The 15,296-nt window shown below is 69.5% G+C and carries 17 protein-coding genes; 12 read left to right on the top strand and 5 right to left on the bottom strand.

The window, feature by feature from the left end; genetic code table 11:
- Positions 1–13: 13 nt before the first annotated feature.
- Together DSD19_RS20060 and DSD19_RS20055 are read right to left on the bottom strand one after the other, a co-directional pair.
- On the bottom strand, positions 14–1,393 hold the full coding sequence (locus DSD19_RS20060) for an L-serine ammonia-lyase (protein ID WP_113670864.1): 1,380 nt from the start codon (positions 1,391–1,393) through the stop codon (positions 14–16).
- Positions 1,394–1,467: 74 nt separating this feature from the next.
- On the bottom strand, positions 1,468–1,938 hold the full coding sequence (locus tag DSD19_RS20055) for a hypothetical protein (protein WP_113670863.1): 471 nt from the start codon (positions 1,936–1,938) through the stop codon (positions 1,468–1,470).
- 76 nt (positions 1,939–2,014) lie between these two features.
- Between DSD19_RS20055 and DSD19_RS20050 the strand changes: the two genes are divergently transcribed.
- The 7 genes from DSD19_RS20050 (at position 2,015) to DSD19_RS20020 (ending at position 8,714) form a co-directional block, all read left to right on the top strand.
- Positions 2,015–2,449, top strand: a complete 435-nt coding sequence (locus tag DSD19_RS20050; RefSeq protein ID WP_075784908.1) for a MarR family winged helix-turn-helix transcriptional regulator — start codon at positions 2,015–2,017, stop codon at positions 2,447–2,449.
- A gap of 191 nt (positions 2,450–2,640) precedes the next feature.
- On the top strand, positions 2,641–3,417 hold the full coding sequence (gene rpiA / locus DSD19_RS20045; RefSeq protein WP_113670862.1) for a ribose-5-phosphate isomerase RpiA: 777 nt from the start codon (positions 2,641–2,643) through the stop codon (positions 3,415–3,417).
- A gap of 10 nt (positions 3,418–3,427) precedes the next feature.
- Complete coding sequence (gene gor, locus DSD19_RS20040) at positions 3,428–4,786, top strand: glutathione-disulfide reductase (RefSeq protein ID WP_113670861.1); 1,359 nt, start codon at positions 3,428–3,430, stop codon at positions 4,784–4,786.
- A gap of 81 nt (positions 4,787–4,867) precedes the next feature.
- Positions 4,868–5,980, top strand: a complete 1,113-nt coding sequence (hflK, locus tag DSD19_RS20035; protein WP_113670860.1) for an FtsH protease activity modulator HflK — start codon at positions 4,868–4,870, stop codon at positions 5,978–5,980.
- 3 nt (positions 5,981–5,983) lie between these two features.
- Positions 5,984–6,892: a protease modulator HflC gene (hflC, locus tag DSD19_RS20030; protein WP_113670859.1), complete on the top strand. Its 909-nt coding sequence runs from the start codon at positions 5,984–5,986 to the stop codon at positions 6,890–6,892.
- Between the two features lie 2 nt (positions 6,893–6,894).
- Positions 6,895–7,089 carry a DUF2065 domain-containing protein gene (locus DSD19_RS20025; RefSeq protein WP_075784913.1) on the top strand — a complete coding sequence of 65 codons (195 nt, stop codon included), beginning with the start codon at positions 6,895–6,897 and terminating at the stop codon, positions 7,087–7,089.
- A 146-nt stretch (positions 7,090–7,235) separates the two neighbouring features.
- Entirely contained in the window at positions 7,236–8,714 is a 1,479-nt protein-coding gene (locus DSD19_RS20020; RefSeq protein ID WP_113670858.1) for a Do family serine endopeptidase, read from the top strand.
- A 71-nt stretch (positions 8,715–8,785) separates the two neighbouring features.
- Here the strand turns inward: DSD19_RS20020 and DSD19_RS20015 are convergent, their stop codons facing one another.
- A complete protein-coding gene (locus DSD19_RS20015; protein WP_113670857.1) occupies positions 8,786–9,202 on the bottom strand; it encodes an OB-fold nucleic acid binding domain-containing protein in 417 nt (138 codons plus the stop codon).
- A gap of 114 nt (positions 9,203–9,316) precedes the next feature.
- Here DSD19_RS20015 and DSD19_RS20010 point away from each other — a divergent pair, with 114 nt between their 5' ends.
- The 3 genes from DSD19_RS20010 to DSD19_RS20000 are packed head-to-tail and all read left to right on the top strand — an operon-like array spanning position 9,317 to position 11,274.
- A complete protein-coding gene (locus DSD19_RS20010; RefSeq protein ID WP_075784916.1) occupies positions 9,317–9,640 on the top strand; it encodes a 2Fe-2S iron-sulfur cluster-binding protein in 324 nt (107 codons plus the stop codon).
- The gene (locus DSD19_RS20005; protein WP_243628169.1) at positions 9,640–10,359 is read left to right on the top strand and encodes a VCBS repeat-containing protein; all 720 of its coding nucleotides are present in this window, start codon (positions 9,640–9,642) and stop codon (positions 10,357–10,359) included. Before DSD19_RS20010 ends, DSD19_RS20005 begins: the two co-directional genes overlap by 1 nt.
- Positions 10,360–10,377: 18 nt before the next feature.
- The gene (locus tag DSD19_RS20000) at positions 10,378–11,274 is read left to right on the top strand and encodes an EamA family transporter (RefSeq protein WP_075784918.1); all 897 of its coding nucleotides are present in this window, start codon (positions 10,378–10,380) and stop codon (positions 11,272–11,274) included.
- A gap of 10 nt (positions 11,275–11,284) precedes the next feature.
- On the opposite strand, the gene purD is transcribed toward DSD19_RS20000, so the two are convergent.
- Positions 11,285–12,547, bottom strand: a complete 1,263-nt coding sequence (gene purD / locus DSD19_RS19995) for a phosphoribosylamine--glycine ligase (RefSeq protein WP_113670856.1) — start codon at positions 12,545–12,547, stop codon at positions 11,285–11,287.
- Between the two features lie 178 nt (positions 12,548–12,725).
- Between purD and DSD19_RS19990 the strand changes: the two genes are divergently transcribed.
- Together DSD19_RS19990 and xseA are read left to right on the top strand one after the other, a co-directional pair.
- Positions 12,726–13,043 carry a peptidoglycan-binding protein gene (locus tag DSD19_RS19990; protein WP_075784920.1) on the top strand — a complete coding sequence of 106 codons (318 nt, stop codon included), beginning with the start codon at positions 12,726–12,728 and terminating at the stop codon, positions 13,041–13,043.
- A gap of 77 nt (positions 13,044–13,120) precedes the next feature.
- Positions 13,121–14,677, top strand: coding sequence for an exodeoxyribonuclease VII large subunit (gene xseA, locus DSD19_RS19985; RefSeq protein WP_113670855.1), 1,557 nt, complete (start codon positions 13,121–13,123; stop codon positions 14,675–14,677).
- A gap of 10 nt (positions 14,678–14,687) precedes the next feature.
- Here xseA and DSD19_RS19980 read toward each other — a convergent pair whose 3' ends face one another.
- Entirely contained in the window at positions 14,688–15,110 is a 423-nt protein-coding gene (locus DSD19_RS19980) for a hypothetical protein (RefSeq protein WP_075784922.1), read from the bottom strand.
- Positions 15,111–15,296: the final 186 nt, after the last annotated feature.

Here is a 15,296-nt window from a genome sequence, read left to right as displayed (position 1 = left end):
CTTTTGCGTCCGGTCAGCAGTTGGGCACGTTGACCGCAAGCCCCCCCAGCGCGGTTTCCTTGTATTTCTCGCTCATGTCGCGGCCGGTCTGGCGCATGGTCTCGATGCAGGCGTCGAGCGGCACGAAATGCCGTCCGTCGCCGCGCAGCGCCAGCGACGCCGCCGAAACCGCCTTGATCGCGCCCAGCCCGTTGCGTTCGATACAGGGCACCTGCACCAGCCCCTTCACCGGGTCGCAGGTCATGCCCAGATGGTGTTCCAGTGCAATCTCGGCCGCGTTCTCGACCTGTTCGGGGCTGCCGCCCATCACCGCCGCCAATCCCGCCGCCGCCATCGCCGAGGCTGAGCCCACTTCGGCCTGACAGCCGCATTCGGCCCCCGAGATCGACGCGTTATGCTTGATCAGCCCGCCGATGGCCGCGGCCGTCAGCAGGAAATCCCCGATCTTCGAGGGCTGTGCGGCGGGCACATGGCTCAGCCAGTAGCGGATCGTGGCAGGCACCACCCCGGCCGCGCCGTTGGTGGGCGCCGTCACCACCTGCCCGCCGGCGGCGTTCTCTTCGTTGACGGCCATGGCATAGACGCTCATCCAGTCGTTGATCGTGTGGGGCGGCGTCAGGTTCATGCCGCGCTCGGCCATCAGCGCGCTGTGGATCGCATGGGCGCGGCGCCGAATGCCAAGCCCGCCCGGCAGGCCGCCATCGGTGGCGAGCCCGCGCTCGATGCAGTCCGACATCGCCGACCAGATCCGCGCAAGCCCGGTCTCGAGCGCGGCAGGGCTCATTCGCGTCAGTTCGTTCGCGCGCTTCATCGCGGCAATGGACCGGCCCGAGGCGCGCGCCATCTCAAGCATCTCGGCCGCGCTGCTGAACGGGTAGGGGACCGGGCGTTCGGCGCCCTGATCGGCCGGGTCGCCCGCCGCAAGCTCGGCTTCGGTGCGCACGAAGCCGCCGCCGATCGAATAATAGGTCTCGGTCGCCAGAACGTCGCCCTGGGCGTCGGTGGCCGAAAGCGTCATGCCGTTGGCGTGCCCGGGCAGGGGGCGGTCGTAATCGAAGACAAGGTCGGTCGCGGGGTCGAAGCGCAAAGGCGGCAGCCCGTCGGGCCGCACCTCGGCGGTGGCCCGGATCCGTGCCAGCGCGGTTTCGGCGGCGGCGGCGTCATAGGCCTCGGGCGTGACCCCGTCGAGCCCAAGGATCACCGCCCGGTCGGTGGCATGGCCGACCCCGGTGAAGGCCAGCGATCCGTGCAGCGAGGCGCGGAGGCCCACCGGGTTAAAGGGCGATCCGCGCAGGGTTTCCAGAAATCGCGCGGCCGCCACCATCGGCCCCATCGTATGCGACGACGAGGGACCGATGCCGATCTTGAAGATGTCGAAAACGGACAGGTACATGCGCGTCTCCCTTTCCGCTCAAGGTGGCGTGCGGCGGGCGCAAGTCCATTCCGAAAGCGACCTTCGGCGGGCAGTCAGCGCAAAGCGGGGCGAAGACCGCGCATCGCCAGGCCGTCCCGCAGGTTGGCGCCCAGAAGCATGAGGTTGGCCGCGCCCGCGACAAGCTCGGCCAGTTGGATCACGACGAAGGCCGCGTCGAAGTCCTGCGCCGCTGCCTTGCGCGCCAGAAACAGGGCCGAGGGCACGAGGATCAGAAGGCCGTTCATCGCGACAATCCGCATCCGCCGGGTCTTGCGGGCCACAAGCGGGCCGCGACGATGCTGCGCCAGCCGGGCTCCGCCCGCTCCGGCGGCGATCAGAGCGGGCACCAGCAGAATAAGCCCGTAGGGGATCGCGGTTTTGACCGCCGCGATCTGCGCGGGCGTGCCGAACAGCTCGGCGCCCAGCGTCGACAGCCAGAAGGCGGCGATGAGGACAAGACCCAGCGTGCCGGCGGCGGCATGCAGTCCTGGGGCAGGCAGTCTTTCGGTCGGTTTCGGTTCCATGACGATTCCCCTTATATGGATAGCCTGCTATGCAATATGGCATTGAATAGCGGGCTATGCAATGCCAGAACGGCCCATGGTTTTCGACAAGGACGACTCGGCGGGGTATCTCGCCAACCACATGGCGCGGCTGTTCGCGGCGGCGCTGACCCGGCGGATCGCGCCTCTGGGCCTGATGCCGGGGCAGTTCATGGTGCTGCTGGAGCTCTGGCGCGAAGACGGGCTGACACAGCGCGACCTGGTCGAACGGCTGGATGTGGAACAGGCGACCATGGCCAACACGCTGAACCGGATGGAACGCGACGGGCTGATCATGCGAGAACCCGACGCGGCCGACCGGCGCGCGCGCCGGGTGCGGCTGACCGCCCGGGCCCGCGCGCTGGAGGCGCCAGCGACCGAGGCCGCGACCGAGGTCAATGCCCGCGCGCTGGCGCGCCTTTCCCCGGGCGACCGCGCCCGGTTTCCCGAGATGTTGCAAGCGGTGATCGCGGCGCTCCGCGCGGATCGGTAACCCGACGGCAAGTCTTCCCTGCCAGTCTGGTCCCCGGGGTCCGGTCGGCGCCGGAATGGACGGCCGCGGCCCCGACGACCCTCTCCCTGTCTTTCCCGCTCTCGCAACCCGCCCAGCGTGTCGGGCAATTCGGCCTCGCCGCGCTGGCGGTGGGCGTCTATAACGGCTGGGACTGCAAGAGGAGTGGGACCATGGGCGCAGAGCTTTCCCCCATAGAAATGGCCAAATACGTCGCCGGGCGCCGCGCTGCCGATCTGGTCGAGGACGGCATGCGCGTCGGGCTCGGCACCGGCTCGACCGCCGCCTGGCTGGTGAAAAGCCTTGGCGCGCGGGTCCGCAACGAGGGGCTGTCGATCACCGCCGTGCCGACTTCGAGCCGGACCGCGGCGCTGGCCCGCGAGGTCGGCATCGACGTCGTCAGTCTTGAAGATGCGCGCTGGCTCGATCTGACCATCGACGGCGCCGACGAATTCGATCCGGCCTTCAACCTGATCAAGGGGGGCGGCGGCGCGCATCTGCAGGAAAAGATCGTGGCGACCGCGTCCGACCGGATGGTGGTGATCGCCGATCCCGCCAAGGCGGTGGCCCAGCTCGGGGCGTTTCCTCTGCCGGTCGAGGTCATCGGGTTCGGCTGGACGGCCAGCCGCAAGCTGATCGCCGAGGCGCTGGAGGGGCTTGACGTCCTGGGCCGCGATATCACGCTTCGGATGGCGGGCGAGACGCCGCTCCGGACCGACGAGGGCAATCTGGTTCTGGACCTGCATCTGGGCCGGATCGGCAATCCGCGCCAGCTGGCGCTTCTGCTGAACCAGATCCCGGGCGTGGTCGAGAACGGGCTGTTCATCGACATCTGCGACGCGGTGGTGATCGGCCACCCCGACGGACGGGCCGAGCTGCGCGATGCCGAGGGCAGCGAGGAGGGCCGGGTCGAGCTGGCCGAAAGCGACAATCTCTTCGCCGATCTCTGAGGGAGGGGACATGAGCTTCGATTACGATCTGTTCGTCATCGGCGGCGGCTCGGGCGGGGTGCGCGCGGCGCGGCTGGCGGCGGCCGAGGCGGGCGCCCGGGTCGGGCTGGCCGAGGAATACCGGATGGGCGGCACCTGCGTGATCCGCGGCTGCGTGCCGAAAAAACTGATGGTCTATGCCTCGGGCTATCCGCGCGTCCTCGAGGAGGCGCGCGCCTATGGCTGGCAGGCGCAGGCGGGCGAGTTCGACTGGACGGTCTTCCGGGCGCGGCTCGACGACGAACTGACCCGGCTGGAAGGCGTCTACCGGGGCAATCTCGAGCGCGCGGGCGTCGAGATCTTCGACAGCCGCGCGGTGCTGGCCGATCCGCATACGGTGCGGCTGGCCAATGGCATCGAGAAGACCGCGCGCCATATCCTGATCGCGACCGGCGGACGGCCCTTCGTGCCCGAATTTCCGGGATCCGATCTGGCGATCACCTCGAATGACGTGTTCCTGTTCGAGAGCCTTCCGAAACGCATCCTGATCGTCGGCGGCGGCTATATCGCCTGCGAATTCGCCTGCATTCTCAACGGACTCGGGGTCGAGGTCACGCAGTTCTATCGCGGCGCGCAGATCCTGCGCGGCTTCGACGAGGAGGCGCGCGGCCATATCGCGGGCGCGATGTGCGCCCAGGGGGTGGACCTGCGCGTCGGCTGCAACGTGCAGCGCATCGACCGGGTCGAGGACGGGCTTTGGGTCAAGGCCACCGACGGGCGCGACGCGGTCTTCGACGCGGTGCTGTTCGCCACCGGACGGCGGCCCAATACGGACGGCATGGGGCTTGAAGAGGCGGGCGTGCGGCTGAAGCAGAACGGCGCGGTCGAGGTCGATGCCTGGTCGCAAAGCTCGGTGCCCTCGGTCTATGCGGTGGGCGACGTGACCGACCGGATCGCGCTGACCCCGGTCGCGATCCGCGAGGGCGCGGCCTTCGTCGAGACCGTCTTCAAGGCCAACCCCACCCGCGCCGATCACGAGCTGGTGCCGGGTGCGGTTTTCACCCAGCCCGAATACGGCGCGGTCGGCATGACCGAGGAAGAAGCGCGCAGCCACGGCCCGATCGAGGTCTATTCGACCGCCTTCCGGCCGATGCAGTCGGGCTTTGCCGGGCAACCCGACCGGGTGATGATGAAACTGATCGTCGAGATCGGCAGCCGCAAGGTTCTGGGCTGTCATATCGTGGCCGATCACGCGGCGGAAATGATCCAGCTGGCGGCGGTGGCGATCAAGATGGGCGCCACCAAAGAGGACTTCGACCGGACGGTCGCGGTGCATCCGACCATGGCCGAAGAGCTGGTGACGCTGAAGGCGCCGGTCCGGACGGGTTGAATTCGGGCGCGCGGTGACCAGTTACAGCAGACATCGCGAACACGAGAACGAGATTGGGCAAGACAAGAGGTAAGACCCCATATGGCTGGAAATAGTGGCGGTCCCTGGGGGAGCGGAGGCTCCGGACAGGGCGGCGGAGGCAACCGGGGCGGCGGAGGGCGCGGCCCGGGCGACGAGCCGCCCCAGATCCCTGAAATCGACGAGCTGATGCGCCGGGGCCAGGAACAGCTGCGCGTCCTGATGGGCGGGCGCGGCGGACGCGGCGGCGGCCCGAAACTGACCCGAAGCGGCGTCGCCCTTGCGGTGCTGGCTGCGGGCGTGGCCTGGGGCTGGGCGTCGTTCTACACCGTGAAACCCGAGGAACAGTCGGTCGAGCTTTTCCTCGGCCGCTATCTGCAGACCGGCAATCCGGGTCTGAACTTCGCGCCCTGGCCGGTGGTCAGCGCCGAGGTCATCCCGGTCACCCGCGAACAGACCGAGGACATGGGCGTGGGCCGGGCCGGCGCCGATGCCGGGCTGATGCTGACCGGCGACGAGAACATCGTCGATATCGACTTCCAGGTGGTGTGGAACATCAACGATCCGGCGAAGTTCCTGTTCAACCTGCGCGACCCGCGCCAGACCATCCGTGCGGTGTCGGAATCGGCGATGCGCGAGATCATCGCCCAGTCCGAACTGGCGCCGATCCTGAACCGCGACCGCGGCCTGATTGCCTCGCGGCTGACGGACCTGATCCAGCAGACGCTCGACAGCTACGATTCCGGCATGAACGTCGTCCGCGTCAACTTCGACAAGGCCGATCCGCCCAAGGAAGTCATCGACAGCTTCCGCGAGGTGCAGGCCGCCGAACAGGAACGCGACCGGCTCGAGAAACAGGCCGATGCCTATGCCAACCGCGTCGTCGCCGGTGCGCGCGGCGAGGCGGCGCAGATCCTCGAAGAGGCCGAAGGCTATCGCGCCCGCGTCGTGAACGAGGCCGAGGGCGAGGCCAGCCGTTTCAGCGCCGTTCTGGACGAATACACCAAGGCGCCCGAGGTCACCCGCAAGCGGCTTTATCTGGAAACCATGGAAGAGGTGCTGGGCAAGGTCGACATGATCATGCTCGACAAGGACCTGACCGGAACGGGCGGCGTGGTGCCCTACCTGCCCCTGAACGATCTTCGTCGCACCGATTCCGCCAGAGGGGGGAACTGATCCATGAAGAAATCGGCATTCCTGATCCCTCTTGCGATCCTGGTGGGGGCGACGGCCCTGTCCTCGGTCTTCATCGTCGACGAACGCGAACGCGCACTGGTGCTGCAGTTCGGTCAGGTCAGGGCGGTCAAGGCCGAGCCGGGGCTCGCCTTCAAGGTCCCGCTGATCCAGGAAGTGGTGAAATATGACGACCGCATCCTCAGCCGCGATATCGACCCGCTGGAGGTGACGCCCTCGGACGACCGCCGCCTGGTGGTCGACGCCTTCGCCCGGTACCGCATCGCCGATGTGGTCCGGTTCCGTCAGGCGGTCGGCGTGGGCGGCATCCGTGCCGCCGAGGACCGGCTCGACAGCGTGCTGCGCGCCAATACCCGCGAAGTGCTGGGCTCGGTCTCGTCCAACGACATTCTCAGTTCCGACCGGGCCGCGCTGATGATGCGGATCCGCAACGCCGCCGCCGAGGAGGCGCAGGGGCTGGGGCTCGAGATCGTGGACGTTCGGCTCAAGCGTACCGACCTGCCGGAACAGAACCTCGAGGCGACCTTCGCGCGGATGCGGGCCGAACGCGAACGCGAGGCCGCCGACGAGATCGCCCGCGGCGACGAGGCGGCGCAGCGTATCCGGGCGCAATCCGACCGGACCGTGGTCGAGCTTGTGTCGGACGCGCGGCGCGAATCCGAGATCATTCGCGGTCAGGCCGACGCCCAGCGGAACCGGGTCTTCGCCGAGGCCTTCGGCGCCGACGAGGAATTCTTCGAATTCTACCGCTCGCTCAACGCCTACAAGGAAGCGCTGGGCAAGGGGAACGCCTCGATGGTGCTGTCGCCCGACAGCGAGTTCTTCGAGTATCTCAAGCAGGCCAACCGGCCCGCGGCCGCCCCGGCTCCGACCCAGGTTCCGGCGTCCGACTGAGGATGGACATGATCGTCCTGGGGCTTGGGATGGCCCTGGTCTTCGAGGGGCTGGTGTTCGCACTGGCCCCTTCGCGTCTGGAACAGGCGCTGGAGCTGATCCGACGCATCCCGGTCGAGACGCGGCGGGCGATCGGTCTGGGGGCGGTGGCCCTGGGCACCGCCATCGTCTGGCTTGCCCGATCGCTCTGGGGATGAAACACTCGGGGCCGGGACCGCTCACGGCCTGTTGAGGCGGGCGGACCCGCACCCGTATTGCGTGCAGGCCGCCCCAGGCCGCATAAGACACAAGCGTCTGCCCCTTGCACTGGGGCCGTCGGCATTTCTTCCAGGAGGACATATCGGTGACATCGCAGGCCATCTCCCTTTCGGTCCGGGGCGTGTCGCCCGAACGGCTGCGTCCGGTCTGGGCGCTGCTGCTGGGCGCGGCGCTGCTGCTGGCGCAGGCCAGTCTGGCCCTGGCGCGCGCGGCGCCGGAGAGCTTTGCCGATCTTGCCGACAAGGTCAGCCCGGCGGTGGTCAACATCACCACCTCGACCACCGTCGAGGGCCATGCCGGGTCGAATCCGCTGGTGCCCGAGGGCTCGCCCTTCGAGGATTTCTTCCGCGATTTCATGAATCCCGACGGCAGCCCCAACATGCCGCCGCGACGCAGCCAGGCGCTGGGCTCGGGCTTCCTGATTTCGGAAGACGGCTACATCGTCACCAACAACCACGTCATCGAGAAGGCCGACGAGATCCAGATCGAGCTTTTTCAGGGCGGCACGCTCGAGGCCAAGGTGGTCGGCACCGACCCCAATACCGACATCGCGCTGCTGAAGGTGCAAAGCGACAAGCCGCTGCCCTTCGTGCCCTTCGGCAAAAGCGAGATGATGCGCGTCGGCGACTGGGTGATGGCGATGGGCAACCCGCTGGGGCAGGGGTTCTCGGTCTCGGCCGGGATCATCTCGGCCCGGGGCCGGGCGCTCAGCGGCACCTATGACGATTTCCTGCAGACCGATGCCGCGATCAACAAGGGCAATTCGGGCGGGCCGCTCTTCAACATGGAGGGCGAGGTCGTCGGCGTGAACACCGCGATCCTGTCGCCCACCGGCGGCTCGATCGGGATCGGCTTTGCCATGTCCTCCGAGGTGGTGGCCAATGTGGTCTCGCAGCTCAAGGAATTCGGCGAGACCCGGCGCGGGTGGCTGGGCGTGCGGATCCAGGACGTGACCCCCGACATGGCCGAGGCGCTGGGGCTCGATCAGGCGCGGGGCGCCGTGGTGACCGATGTGCCCGAAGGCCCGGCGGCCGAGGCCGGGATGCAGTCGGGTGACGTGATCCTGTCCTTCGACGGCATCGATGTGCAGGACACCCACGGTCTGGTGCGCCAGGTGGGCAATGCGCCGGTTGGCAAGGCGGTGCGGGTGATTGTCTTCCGCCAGGGCAAGACGCAGACCTTGCTGGTGACGCTGGGTCGGCGCGAGACCGCCGAAGGTGGGGCGGCCCCGGGCACGGACGCGCCCTCTGCGCCCGAAGCCGAAGCGGCCGAGGTCCTCGGGATGACGCTGGTGCCGCTGACCGACGAGCTGCGTGACCAGCTGGGTGTCGGCACCGTGACCGACGGGCTGGCCGTGACCGATATCGACGAAACCGGCGAGGCCTATGCCAAGGGGCTCCGTTCGGGCGATGTCATCACCGAGGCCGGTCAACGCAAGGTGGCGACCGCCGCCGATCTGCAAGAGCGGATCGAGGAGGCCCGCGATGCCGGGCGCAAGTCGCTGTTGCTGCTGGTCCGCCGTCAGGGAGAGCCGCGCTTCGTGGCGCTGTCGGTCGGGGAATAGGCCGGTTCGGATATGACCCCTCCGGGTCGTCTGGGGGCGCCTTTGCACGGGCGCCCCTTTCTTTTGCGGCATCAGTCGGGGCGGCTGGCCTGGGAGGGCTGGTCGCCCGCCCGGTACAGATCGGGGCGCAGCAGGTCGTCCAGCATCCCGGAGATGTCCTCGACATGCTCGGCGATCACATGGGTCACGCCTGCCTCGCGCTGGACGCGCCCCGTTACCCGCATCAGCCGCGCGGCGATCACCGCCCGGCGGAAACGCTCGAACACCTTGGCCCAGACCACCACGTTGCAGACCCCGGTTTCGTCCTCCAGCGTGACGAAGATCACGCCCTTGGCGGTGCCCGGCCGCTGGCGCACCAGCACCAGCCCCGCCACCGTCACCCGCGCCCCGGAGGGCGGCAGGTCCAGCAGCCCGTGCGGGATCGCCCGGGGCGGGCGGGGCCAGTCCGGAGCGGGCGGCATTTCGGGGTCGTAGGGTCGGGCGGTCATCGGAACAAAGATAGAACATATGGGCGTGCGCGCAAGCCTTTCCGCTTTCGCTGGAAAAAGCGGCACGGCTCGACTATCCCGGCCGCGACAGAGGGCTTTGAGCAGGGGACAGCGATGGCGAAGATCACCTATATCGAACATAACGGCACCGAGCATGTCATCGAGGTGGCCAGCGGGCTGACCGTGATGGAAGGCGCGCGCGACAACGGCGTTCCCGGGATCGACGCCGATTGCGGCGGGGCCTGCGCCTGTTCGACCTGCCATGCCTATGTCCATCCCGACTGGGTCGACCGGCTTCCGGCGATCGAGGACATGGAGGCGGACATGCTGGACTTCGCCTATGCGACCGACCCCAAGCGCTCGCGCCTGACCTGCCAGCTGAAGGTCACCGATGCCCTGGACGGGCTGATCGTGCAGATGCCCGAAAAGCAGATCTGATGCGCGGCGCGGCCCTGCTGGCGGCCGCGTTGCTGCTGGCCGGGGCCCTGCCTGCCTCCGCCCGCGACGGGGCCTCGGCGCGGATCGCCGCGGCTCGCTATGCCGACCCGACAGCGCGCTACGATCACGGGGTGCTGGGCGACCGGCTGGAATGGGGCAGCCTCGTGCTCCGCCTGTCGGCGGGCGGAACCCGGCGGATCGTCCTGCCCGACACCCGGGTCTTCGAGGATCTGGCGCCCCGGCTCGCGGATCTCGACGGCGATGGCGCTCCCGAGGTTCTGGCGGTCGAAACCGACCTCGCCCGGGGCGCGCGTCTGTCGGTCTATGGCGCTGACGGGCTGATCGCGGCGACGCCCTTTCTCGGCCAGCCCTATCGTTGGCTCGCCCCGGCCGGGGCGGCCGATCTCGACGGCGACGGCCGGATCGAGATTGCCTATGTCGACCGCCCGCACCGGGCGCGGGTGCTGCGGATCTGGCGGCTCGAGGCCGGGCGTCTGGTGCCGGTGGCCGTGGCCGAGGGGCTGACCAACCACCGGATCGGCGACGATGTCATCTCGGGCGGCCTTCGGACCTGCGGCGGTGGCCCCGAACTTCTGCTGGCCGATCCCGACTGGCAGCGCGTCATCGCGGTGCGGCTGAGCGGCGGGCAGGTCTCGCGCCGCGCGCTGCCGCATCCGGCCAGCCCGGCGGGCTTTGCCGCCGCGGCGGCCTGCCGCTGAGCCGACGAGGAGAGCCAGGTGGATCTTTGGGTAATCGTGACCCTCGGGGCGGCGGCGGTGCAGACCGTGCGTTTCATGCTGCAAAAGCGGCTGAGGGGACTTGGGCTTTCGACCGCCGGGGCCACCTTTTCCCGTTTCGTCTTCGCCGCGCCGCTGGCGGCGGCGGGGCTTGCCGCCCTGCTGGCGATCCGGGGCGAGGCGCTGCCCGGCCTGACCCCCGCCTTCTGGGCCCATGCCGCGACCGGCGGGCTGGCGCAGATCATCGCCACCTTCGCCACCGTCGCGCTGTTCTCGGAACGGTCATTCGCGGTCGGGATGGCCTTCACCAAGACCGAGGCGATCCAGGTTGCGGCCTTCTCGGCGCTTTTGCTGGGCGAGCCGGTCTCGGCGCCGGGGATGGCGGCCATCGCGGTCGGCGTTCTGGGCGTGATCGCGCTGTCGCGCCCGCCGGGAGGCTGGCGCGGGGCGGGCGTTTCCTACCGTGCGCTGGGGCTCGGGCTGCTGGCGGGCGGGCTGTTCGGGTTGTCGGCCATCGGCTATCGCGGCGCGACGCTGCAGGTCGACAATGCCGACCCGCTGTTGCGGGCGCTGATGGCGCTGAGCTGCGTGACCGCAATGCAGACCCTGGCCATGGCGGCCTGGATGGCCTGGCGCGAACCGGGCGAGCTGGCCCGGGTGGCCCGCACCTGGACATCGGTGCTGCCGGTGGGGGTGGCGGGCGTGCTGGGCAGCGCGGGCTGGTTTACCGCCTTCGCGCTGCAGAACGCGGCCTATGTCCGCAGCCTCGGCCAGGTCGAGCTGATCTTCTCGATCCTCGCCTCGGTGCTTGTCTTCAAGGAAAAACTGCGCGCGGCCGAGATCTTCGGCATGGCGCTTCTGCTGGTGTCGATCCTGATGCTGGTGCTGCTGATCTGAGCGCGGGGCGCTAGAGCGCCCGCCAGCCGATGTCGCGCCGGAAAAACCCCTCGGGCCAGTCGATCCGGTCGATCATCGCATAGGCCCGCTCGCGCGCCTCGGCGAGGCTTGCCCCCCGCGCGGTCACGTTCAGAACCCGGCCGCCCGCCGCCGTCACCTTGCCGTTCTCGGTGCGGGTGCCGGCATGGAAGACCATCCGGAAGCTGTCGGCGGGCAGGGCGTCGAGCCCGCCGATGACCGATCCCTTCTCATAGGCGCCGGGATAGCCCTTTGCCGCCATTACCACGGTCATCGCATGGTCGTCGGCCCAGTTGACGCGGGCCTCGGCCAGACGGCCCTCGGCGCAGGCCAGCATCAGGTCGAGCGCCTGCCCGCCAAGCCGCATCATCAGCACCTGGGCTTCCGGGTCGCCAAAACGGACATTGTATTCGACCAGCCGGGGCTGGCCGTCCCGGACCATCAGCCCGGCATAGAGGACGCCCTTGTAGGGTGTACCGCGCCGCGCCATCTCGGCCACGGTCGGCTTGACGATCTCTTCCAGGGCCTTGGCGCAGACGGCCTCGGTCATGACCGGGGCCGGGGAATAGGCGCCCATGCCGCCCGTGTTGGGGCCGGTATCGCCCTCGCCCACGCGCTTGTGGTCCTGCGCGGTGCCGATGGCCAGCACGTCGGTGCCGTCGCACAGGACGAAGAACGAGGCTTCCTCGCCCTCCATGAATTCCTCGATCACCACCTCGGCGCCCGCGCCGCCGAAGGCGCCGCCGAACATGTCGTCGATGGCGGCCTCGGCCTCGGCCAGGGTCTGGGCCACGATCACGCCCTTGCCGGCTGCCAGCCCGTCGGCCTTGACCACGATGGGCGCGCCCGCGGCGCGGATATGGGTCTTCGCGGCCTCGGCATCGGTGAAATGGCCATAGCTTGCGGTCGGCGCGTTGCAGGCATCGCAGACGGCCTTGGTGAAGCTTTTCGAGCTTTCGAGCTGCGCGGCCGCCTGGCTTGGCCCGAAGCAGAGAAGGCCCGCCGCCTCCAGCCTGTCGGCCACGCCCGCGGCCAAGGGCGCCTCGGGGCCGATCACCACGAAATCGACCGCGTTCTCCTCGGCGAAGGCCGCGACCGCGCCGCCATCCTCGATGTCGAGCGCTGCGCATTCTGCGATGGCCGCGATCCCGGCATTGCCCGGCGCCACGATCAGCCGGTCGCATTTCGGGTTCTGCAGGATCGCCCAGGCCAGCGCATGTTCCCGCCCGCCGCCGCCGAGAATGAGGATGTTCATCTGCCGCCTTTCGCCAAGCTCTCGTCCGGCGCCTTGTAGGCTGCGCGGCGGCCCCGGGCAAGCGACCGCGAAATCGCCTTGGTTTGTCCCCAGCCATGCCCCGCGGTCGAGGCAAATGAGGGGAGTAAACCTTCTGTTAACCGATCTCTCGAACGATTTCTCCATGCCAGGTGATCCGATGAACCGACGCGCCATTGCCTTCGCCCCCGCGCCGCACCGCCGTACGGCCGGTGCCTACCGCCCCGATCTGCTGGAAACCGGGTTCGGCCGGCTGGACCCCGACCAGCGCGCGGCGGTTCAGGCCGAGCTGCGCGAGGTCGGGCTTTACGCGGCGCGGATCGACGGCGCCTTCGGGCCGGCGACCGAGGCGGCTCTGGTGCAGGGCGCCGATTATCTGGCCTGGACCACGCGGGGCGCGATGCGGGTCGACCTGAACACGCCGCGCGGTGTCTCGGTCTATCTGCGCGAGCTGTCGCTGGGGCCGGTGCCGGCCTAAGCTGCACCGCGCGACGGGAGAGGCACAAGGACACAAGGACAGTTGAACACGCCGGGGATTTTCGGCACGAAAGGTCCATGTCCGATCTCATCGACGACGAGGCCCCCGGCGGCCCGCCCCCCAATTCCCCGGAATACACCGTGTCGGAAATCTCCGGCGCGGTGAAGCGCACGGTCGAGGGCGCCTTTTCGCATGTGCGCGTGCGCGGCGAGGTCGGGCGGGTCAGCCTGCCGCGCTCGGGGCATATCTATCTCGATCTCAAGGATGACCGGAACGTGCTGGCCTCGGTCATCTGGAAGGGCACCGCGCAGCGCCTGGCGACCCGGCCCGAAGAGGGCATGGAGGTGATCGCCACCGGGCGGCTGACCACCTTTGGCGGCCAGTCGCGCTATCAGATGGTGATCGAGGACATCGCGCCCGCAGGTGTCGGCGCGCTGATGGCGATGCTGGAAAAGCGCAAGGCGGCGCTGGCGGCCGAGGGGCTTTTCGCGGCCGAGCGCAAGCGCGCGCTGCCCTATCTGCCGCGGGTGATCGGGGTCGTGACCTCGCCCTCGGGGGCGGTGATCCGCGACATCCTGCACCGGCTCGGCGACCGGTTTCCGCGCCATGTGCTGATCTGGCCCGTCGCCGTGCAGGGCGCGGCCTGCGCCTCCGAGGTGGCCCGCGCCATTCAGGGCTTCAACGCGCTGCCCGAGGGCGGCGCGATCCCGCGGCCCGATCTGCTGATCGTGGCCCGCGGCGGCGGCAGCCTCGAGGATCTCTGGGGCTTCAACGAGGAAATCGTGGTGCGCGCCGCGGCCGAGTCGGACATTCCGCTGATCTCGGCGGTCGGCCACGAGACCGATACCACGCTGATCGACTATGCCGCCGACCGGCGCGCGCCCACGCCCACGGCGGCGGCCGAGATGGCGGTGCCGGTGCGGCTCGATCTGATCGCCGCGCTCGACGGCCTTGAGGCGCGGCGCTCGGCAGCACTCGGGCGGCTGTTGACGCAGCGGCGCCAGCGGCTGGCGGATCTGGCCCGCGCGCTGCCCCGGCCCGAGACGCTTCTGAACTTCGCGGCCCAGCGTCTGGACCGCGCGGCCGAGCGGCTGCCCGCGGCGCTGTCGGCCCGGGTCGCGCGCGAGCGGCTGCGCCTGTCCGAGGCGGCGTCGGTGCTGCGCCCCGCGGCGTTGCGCCGCCGGGTCGCGGACGAACGCCGCCGGACCGAGGACCGCGCCGCCCGCATCGCTCCTGCGCTCGACCGGCTGGTCCGTCAGCGTCGCGCCGAGCTTGTGGCCCTGTCCCGCCGACTGCGTCCGGAGCTTCTGGACCGCCGCACCGTCTCGGGGCAGGAGGCGCTGGCCCGGCTTGAGGCGCGGCTTCGCGCAGCGCTTGCCAGCGATTTCGACCGGCGCCGCGCGCGGCTCGAAGCGCTGGAGAGGATGCGCGCGGGGCTCAGCTATCAGGACACCCTGCGCCGGGGCTTCGCCGTGATCCGGTCGGGCGGCCAGGTGGTCACCACCCGGGCCTCGGCGGAACAGGCAGGCGCGCTGGAGATCGAGTTCCGGGACGGGCGTCTGGCCATCGGCGGCCGTCCGCCGCGCCGCGCCCGCAAGGCCGAAGAGCCGCCCGAACAGGGCTCGCTGCTCTGAGACCGGGCGCTCAGGCGCCGACGTCCGGGCCGGTGCACATCAGCGGCTCGCGGCTCTGGTTGACCTCGACCAGTTCGGTCTGGGCGGGATCGTTCTCGAACCGCGCCATCAGCCCGCCGCCGGATTCGAAGAAGCTCCAGCATTGCGGGTCTTCGGGGTCGTGCTCGTAGCGAAAGCAGATCTGCCCGTTGGACTCGTACCAGACCCCTTCCGAGCACTCGCCATCGAGGAAGGTCCAGATCACCCGCCGCCCGCTGAGATATTGTTCCGCCCCGTAGGCATGGCCGTCCGAGGCATAGAACAGGGTCTTGCCGGTGGCATAGCGGTCGAAGGCGGTAGCCGACATCGGTTCGGCGGCGTCCGCGGCCGGGGCCCCGGCGGCCGGAACCGCCAGGGTGGCTGCCAGGATCAGGGCGGTAGGCGCAAGGCGCATCGGGGTCCTCCGGGATGTCGGCCGTATCAGTCTGCCAGAGCGCACCGGCCTTCGCCAGCCTGCCCGCTCCGGGGCGCGGGTGCGTCTGCGGGTGCCATGGCATCCGCGCGCCCCTGCGTCAAAGATAGGACCCGGCGCGCCCCCTTCCATATCGGGGCGTTTCCGCTTAGGTCAGATCTGGACCCC

Origin of the sequence: Rhodovulum sp. BSW8 (assembly GCF_003314725.1) — a bacterium.
Lineage (GTDB): Bacteria > Pseudomonadota > Alphaproteobacteria > Rhodobacterales > Rhodobacteraceae > Rhodovulum > Rhodovulum visakhapatnamense.
This window is presented reverse-complemented; position numbering and strand designations above follow the sequence as displayed.

Bases quoted from the DNA above. Each gene is read 5' to 3' on its own strand.
- DSD19_RS20060 (WP_113670864.1), bottom strand. From the start codon at position 1,393: ATGTACCTGTCCGTTTTCGACATCTTCAAGATCGGCATCGGTCCCTCG.
- DSD19_RS20055 (WP_113670863.1), bottom strand. From the start codon at position 1,938: ATGGAACCGAAACCGACCGAAAGACTGCCTGCCCCAGGACTGCATGCC.
- DSD19_RS20050 (WP_075784908.1), top strand. From the start codon at position 2,015: ATGGTTTTCGACAAGGACGACTCGGCGGGGTATCTCGCCAACCACATG.
- rpiA (WP_113670862.1), top strand. From the start codon at position 2,641: ATGGGCGCAGAGCTTTCCCCCATAGAAATGGCCAAATACGTCGCCGGG.
- gor (WP_113670861.1), top strand. From the start codon at position 3,428: ATGAGCTTCGATTACGATCTGTTCGTCATCGGCGGCGGCTCGGGCGGG.
- hflK (WP_113670860.1), top strand. From the start codon at position 4,868: ATGGCTGGAAATAGTGGCGGTCCCTGGGGGAGCGGAGGCTCCGGACAG.
- hflC (WP_113670859.1), top strand. From the start codon at position 5,984: ATGAAGAAATCGGCATTCCTGATCCCTCTTGCGATCCTGGTGGGGGCG.
- DSD19_RS20025 (WP_075784913.1), top strand. From the start codon at position 6,895: ATGGACATGATCGTCCTGGGGCTTGGGATGGCCCTGGTCTTCGAGGGG.
- DSD19_RS20015 (WP_113670857.1), bottom strand. From the start codon at position 9,202: ATGACCGCCCGACCCTACGACCCCGAAATGCCGCCCGCTCCGGACTGG.
- DSD19_RS20010 (WP_075784916.1), top strand. From the start codon at position 9,317: ATGGCGAAGATCACCTATATCGAACATAACGGCACCGAGCATGTCATC.
- DSD19_RS20005 (WP_243628169.1), top strand. From the start codon at position 9,640: ATGCGCGGCGCGGCCCTGCTGGCGGCCGCGTTGCTGCTGGCCGGGGCC.
- purD (WP_113670856.1), bottom strand. From the start codon at position 12,547: ATGAACATCCTCATTCTCGGCGGCGGCGGGCGGGAACATGCGCTGGCC.
- DSD19_RS19990 (WP_075784920.1), top strand. From the start codon at position 12,726: ATGAACCGACGCGCCATTGCCTTCGCCCCCGCGCCGCACCGCCGTACG.
- xseA (WP_113670855.1), top strand. From the start codon at position 13,121: ATGTCCGATCTCATCGACGACGAGGCCCCCGGCGGCCCGCCCCCCAAT.
- DSD19_RS19980 (WP_075784922.1), bottom strand. From the start codon at position 15,110: ATGCGCCTTGCGCCTACCGCCCTGATCCTGGCAGCCACCCTGGCGGTT.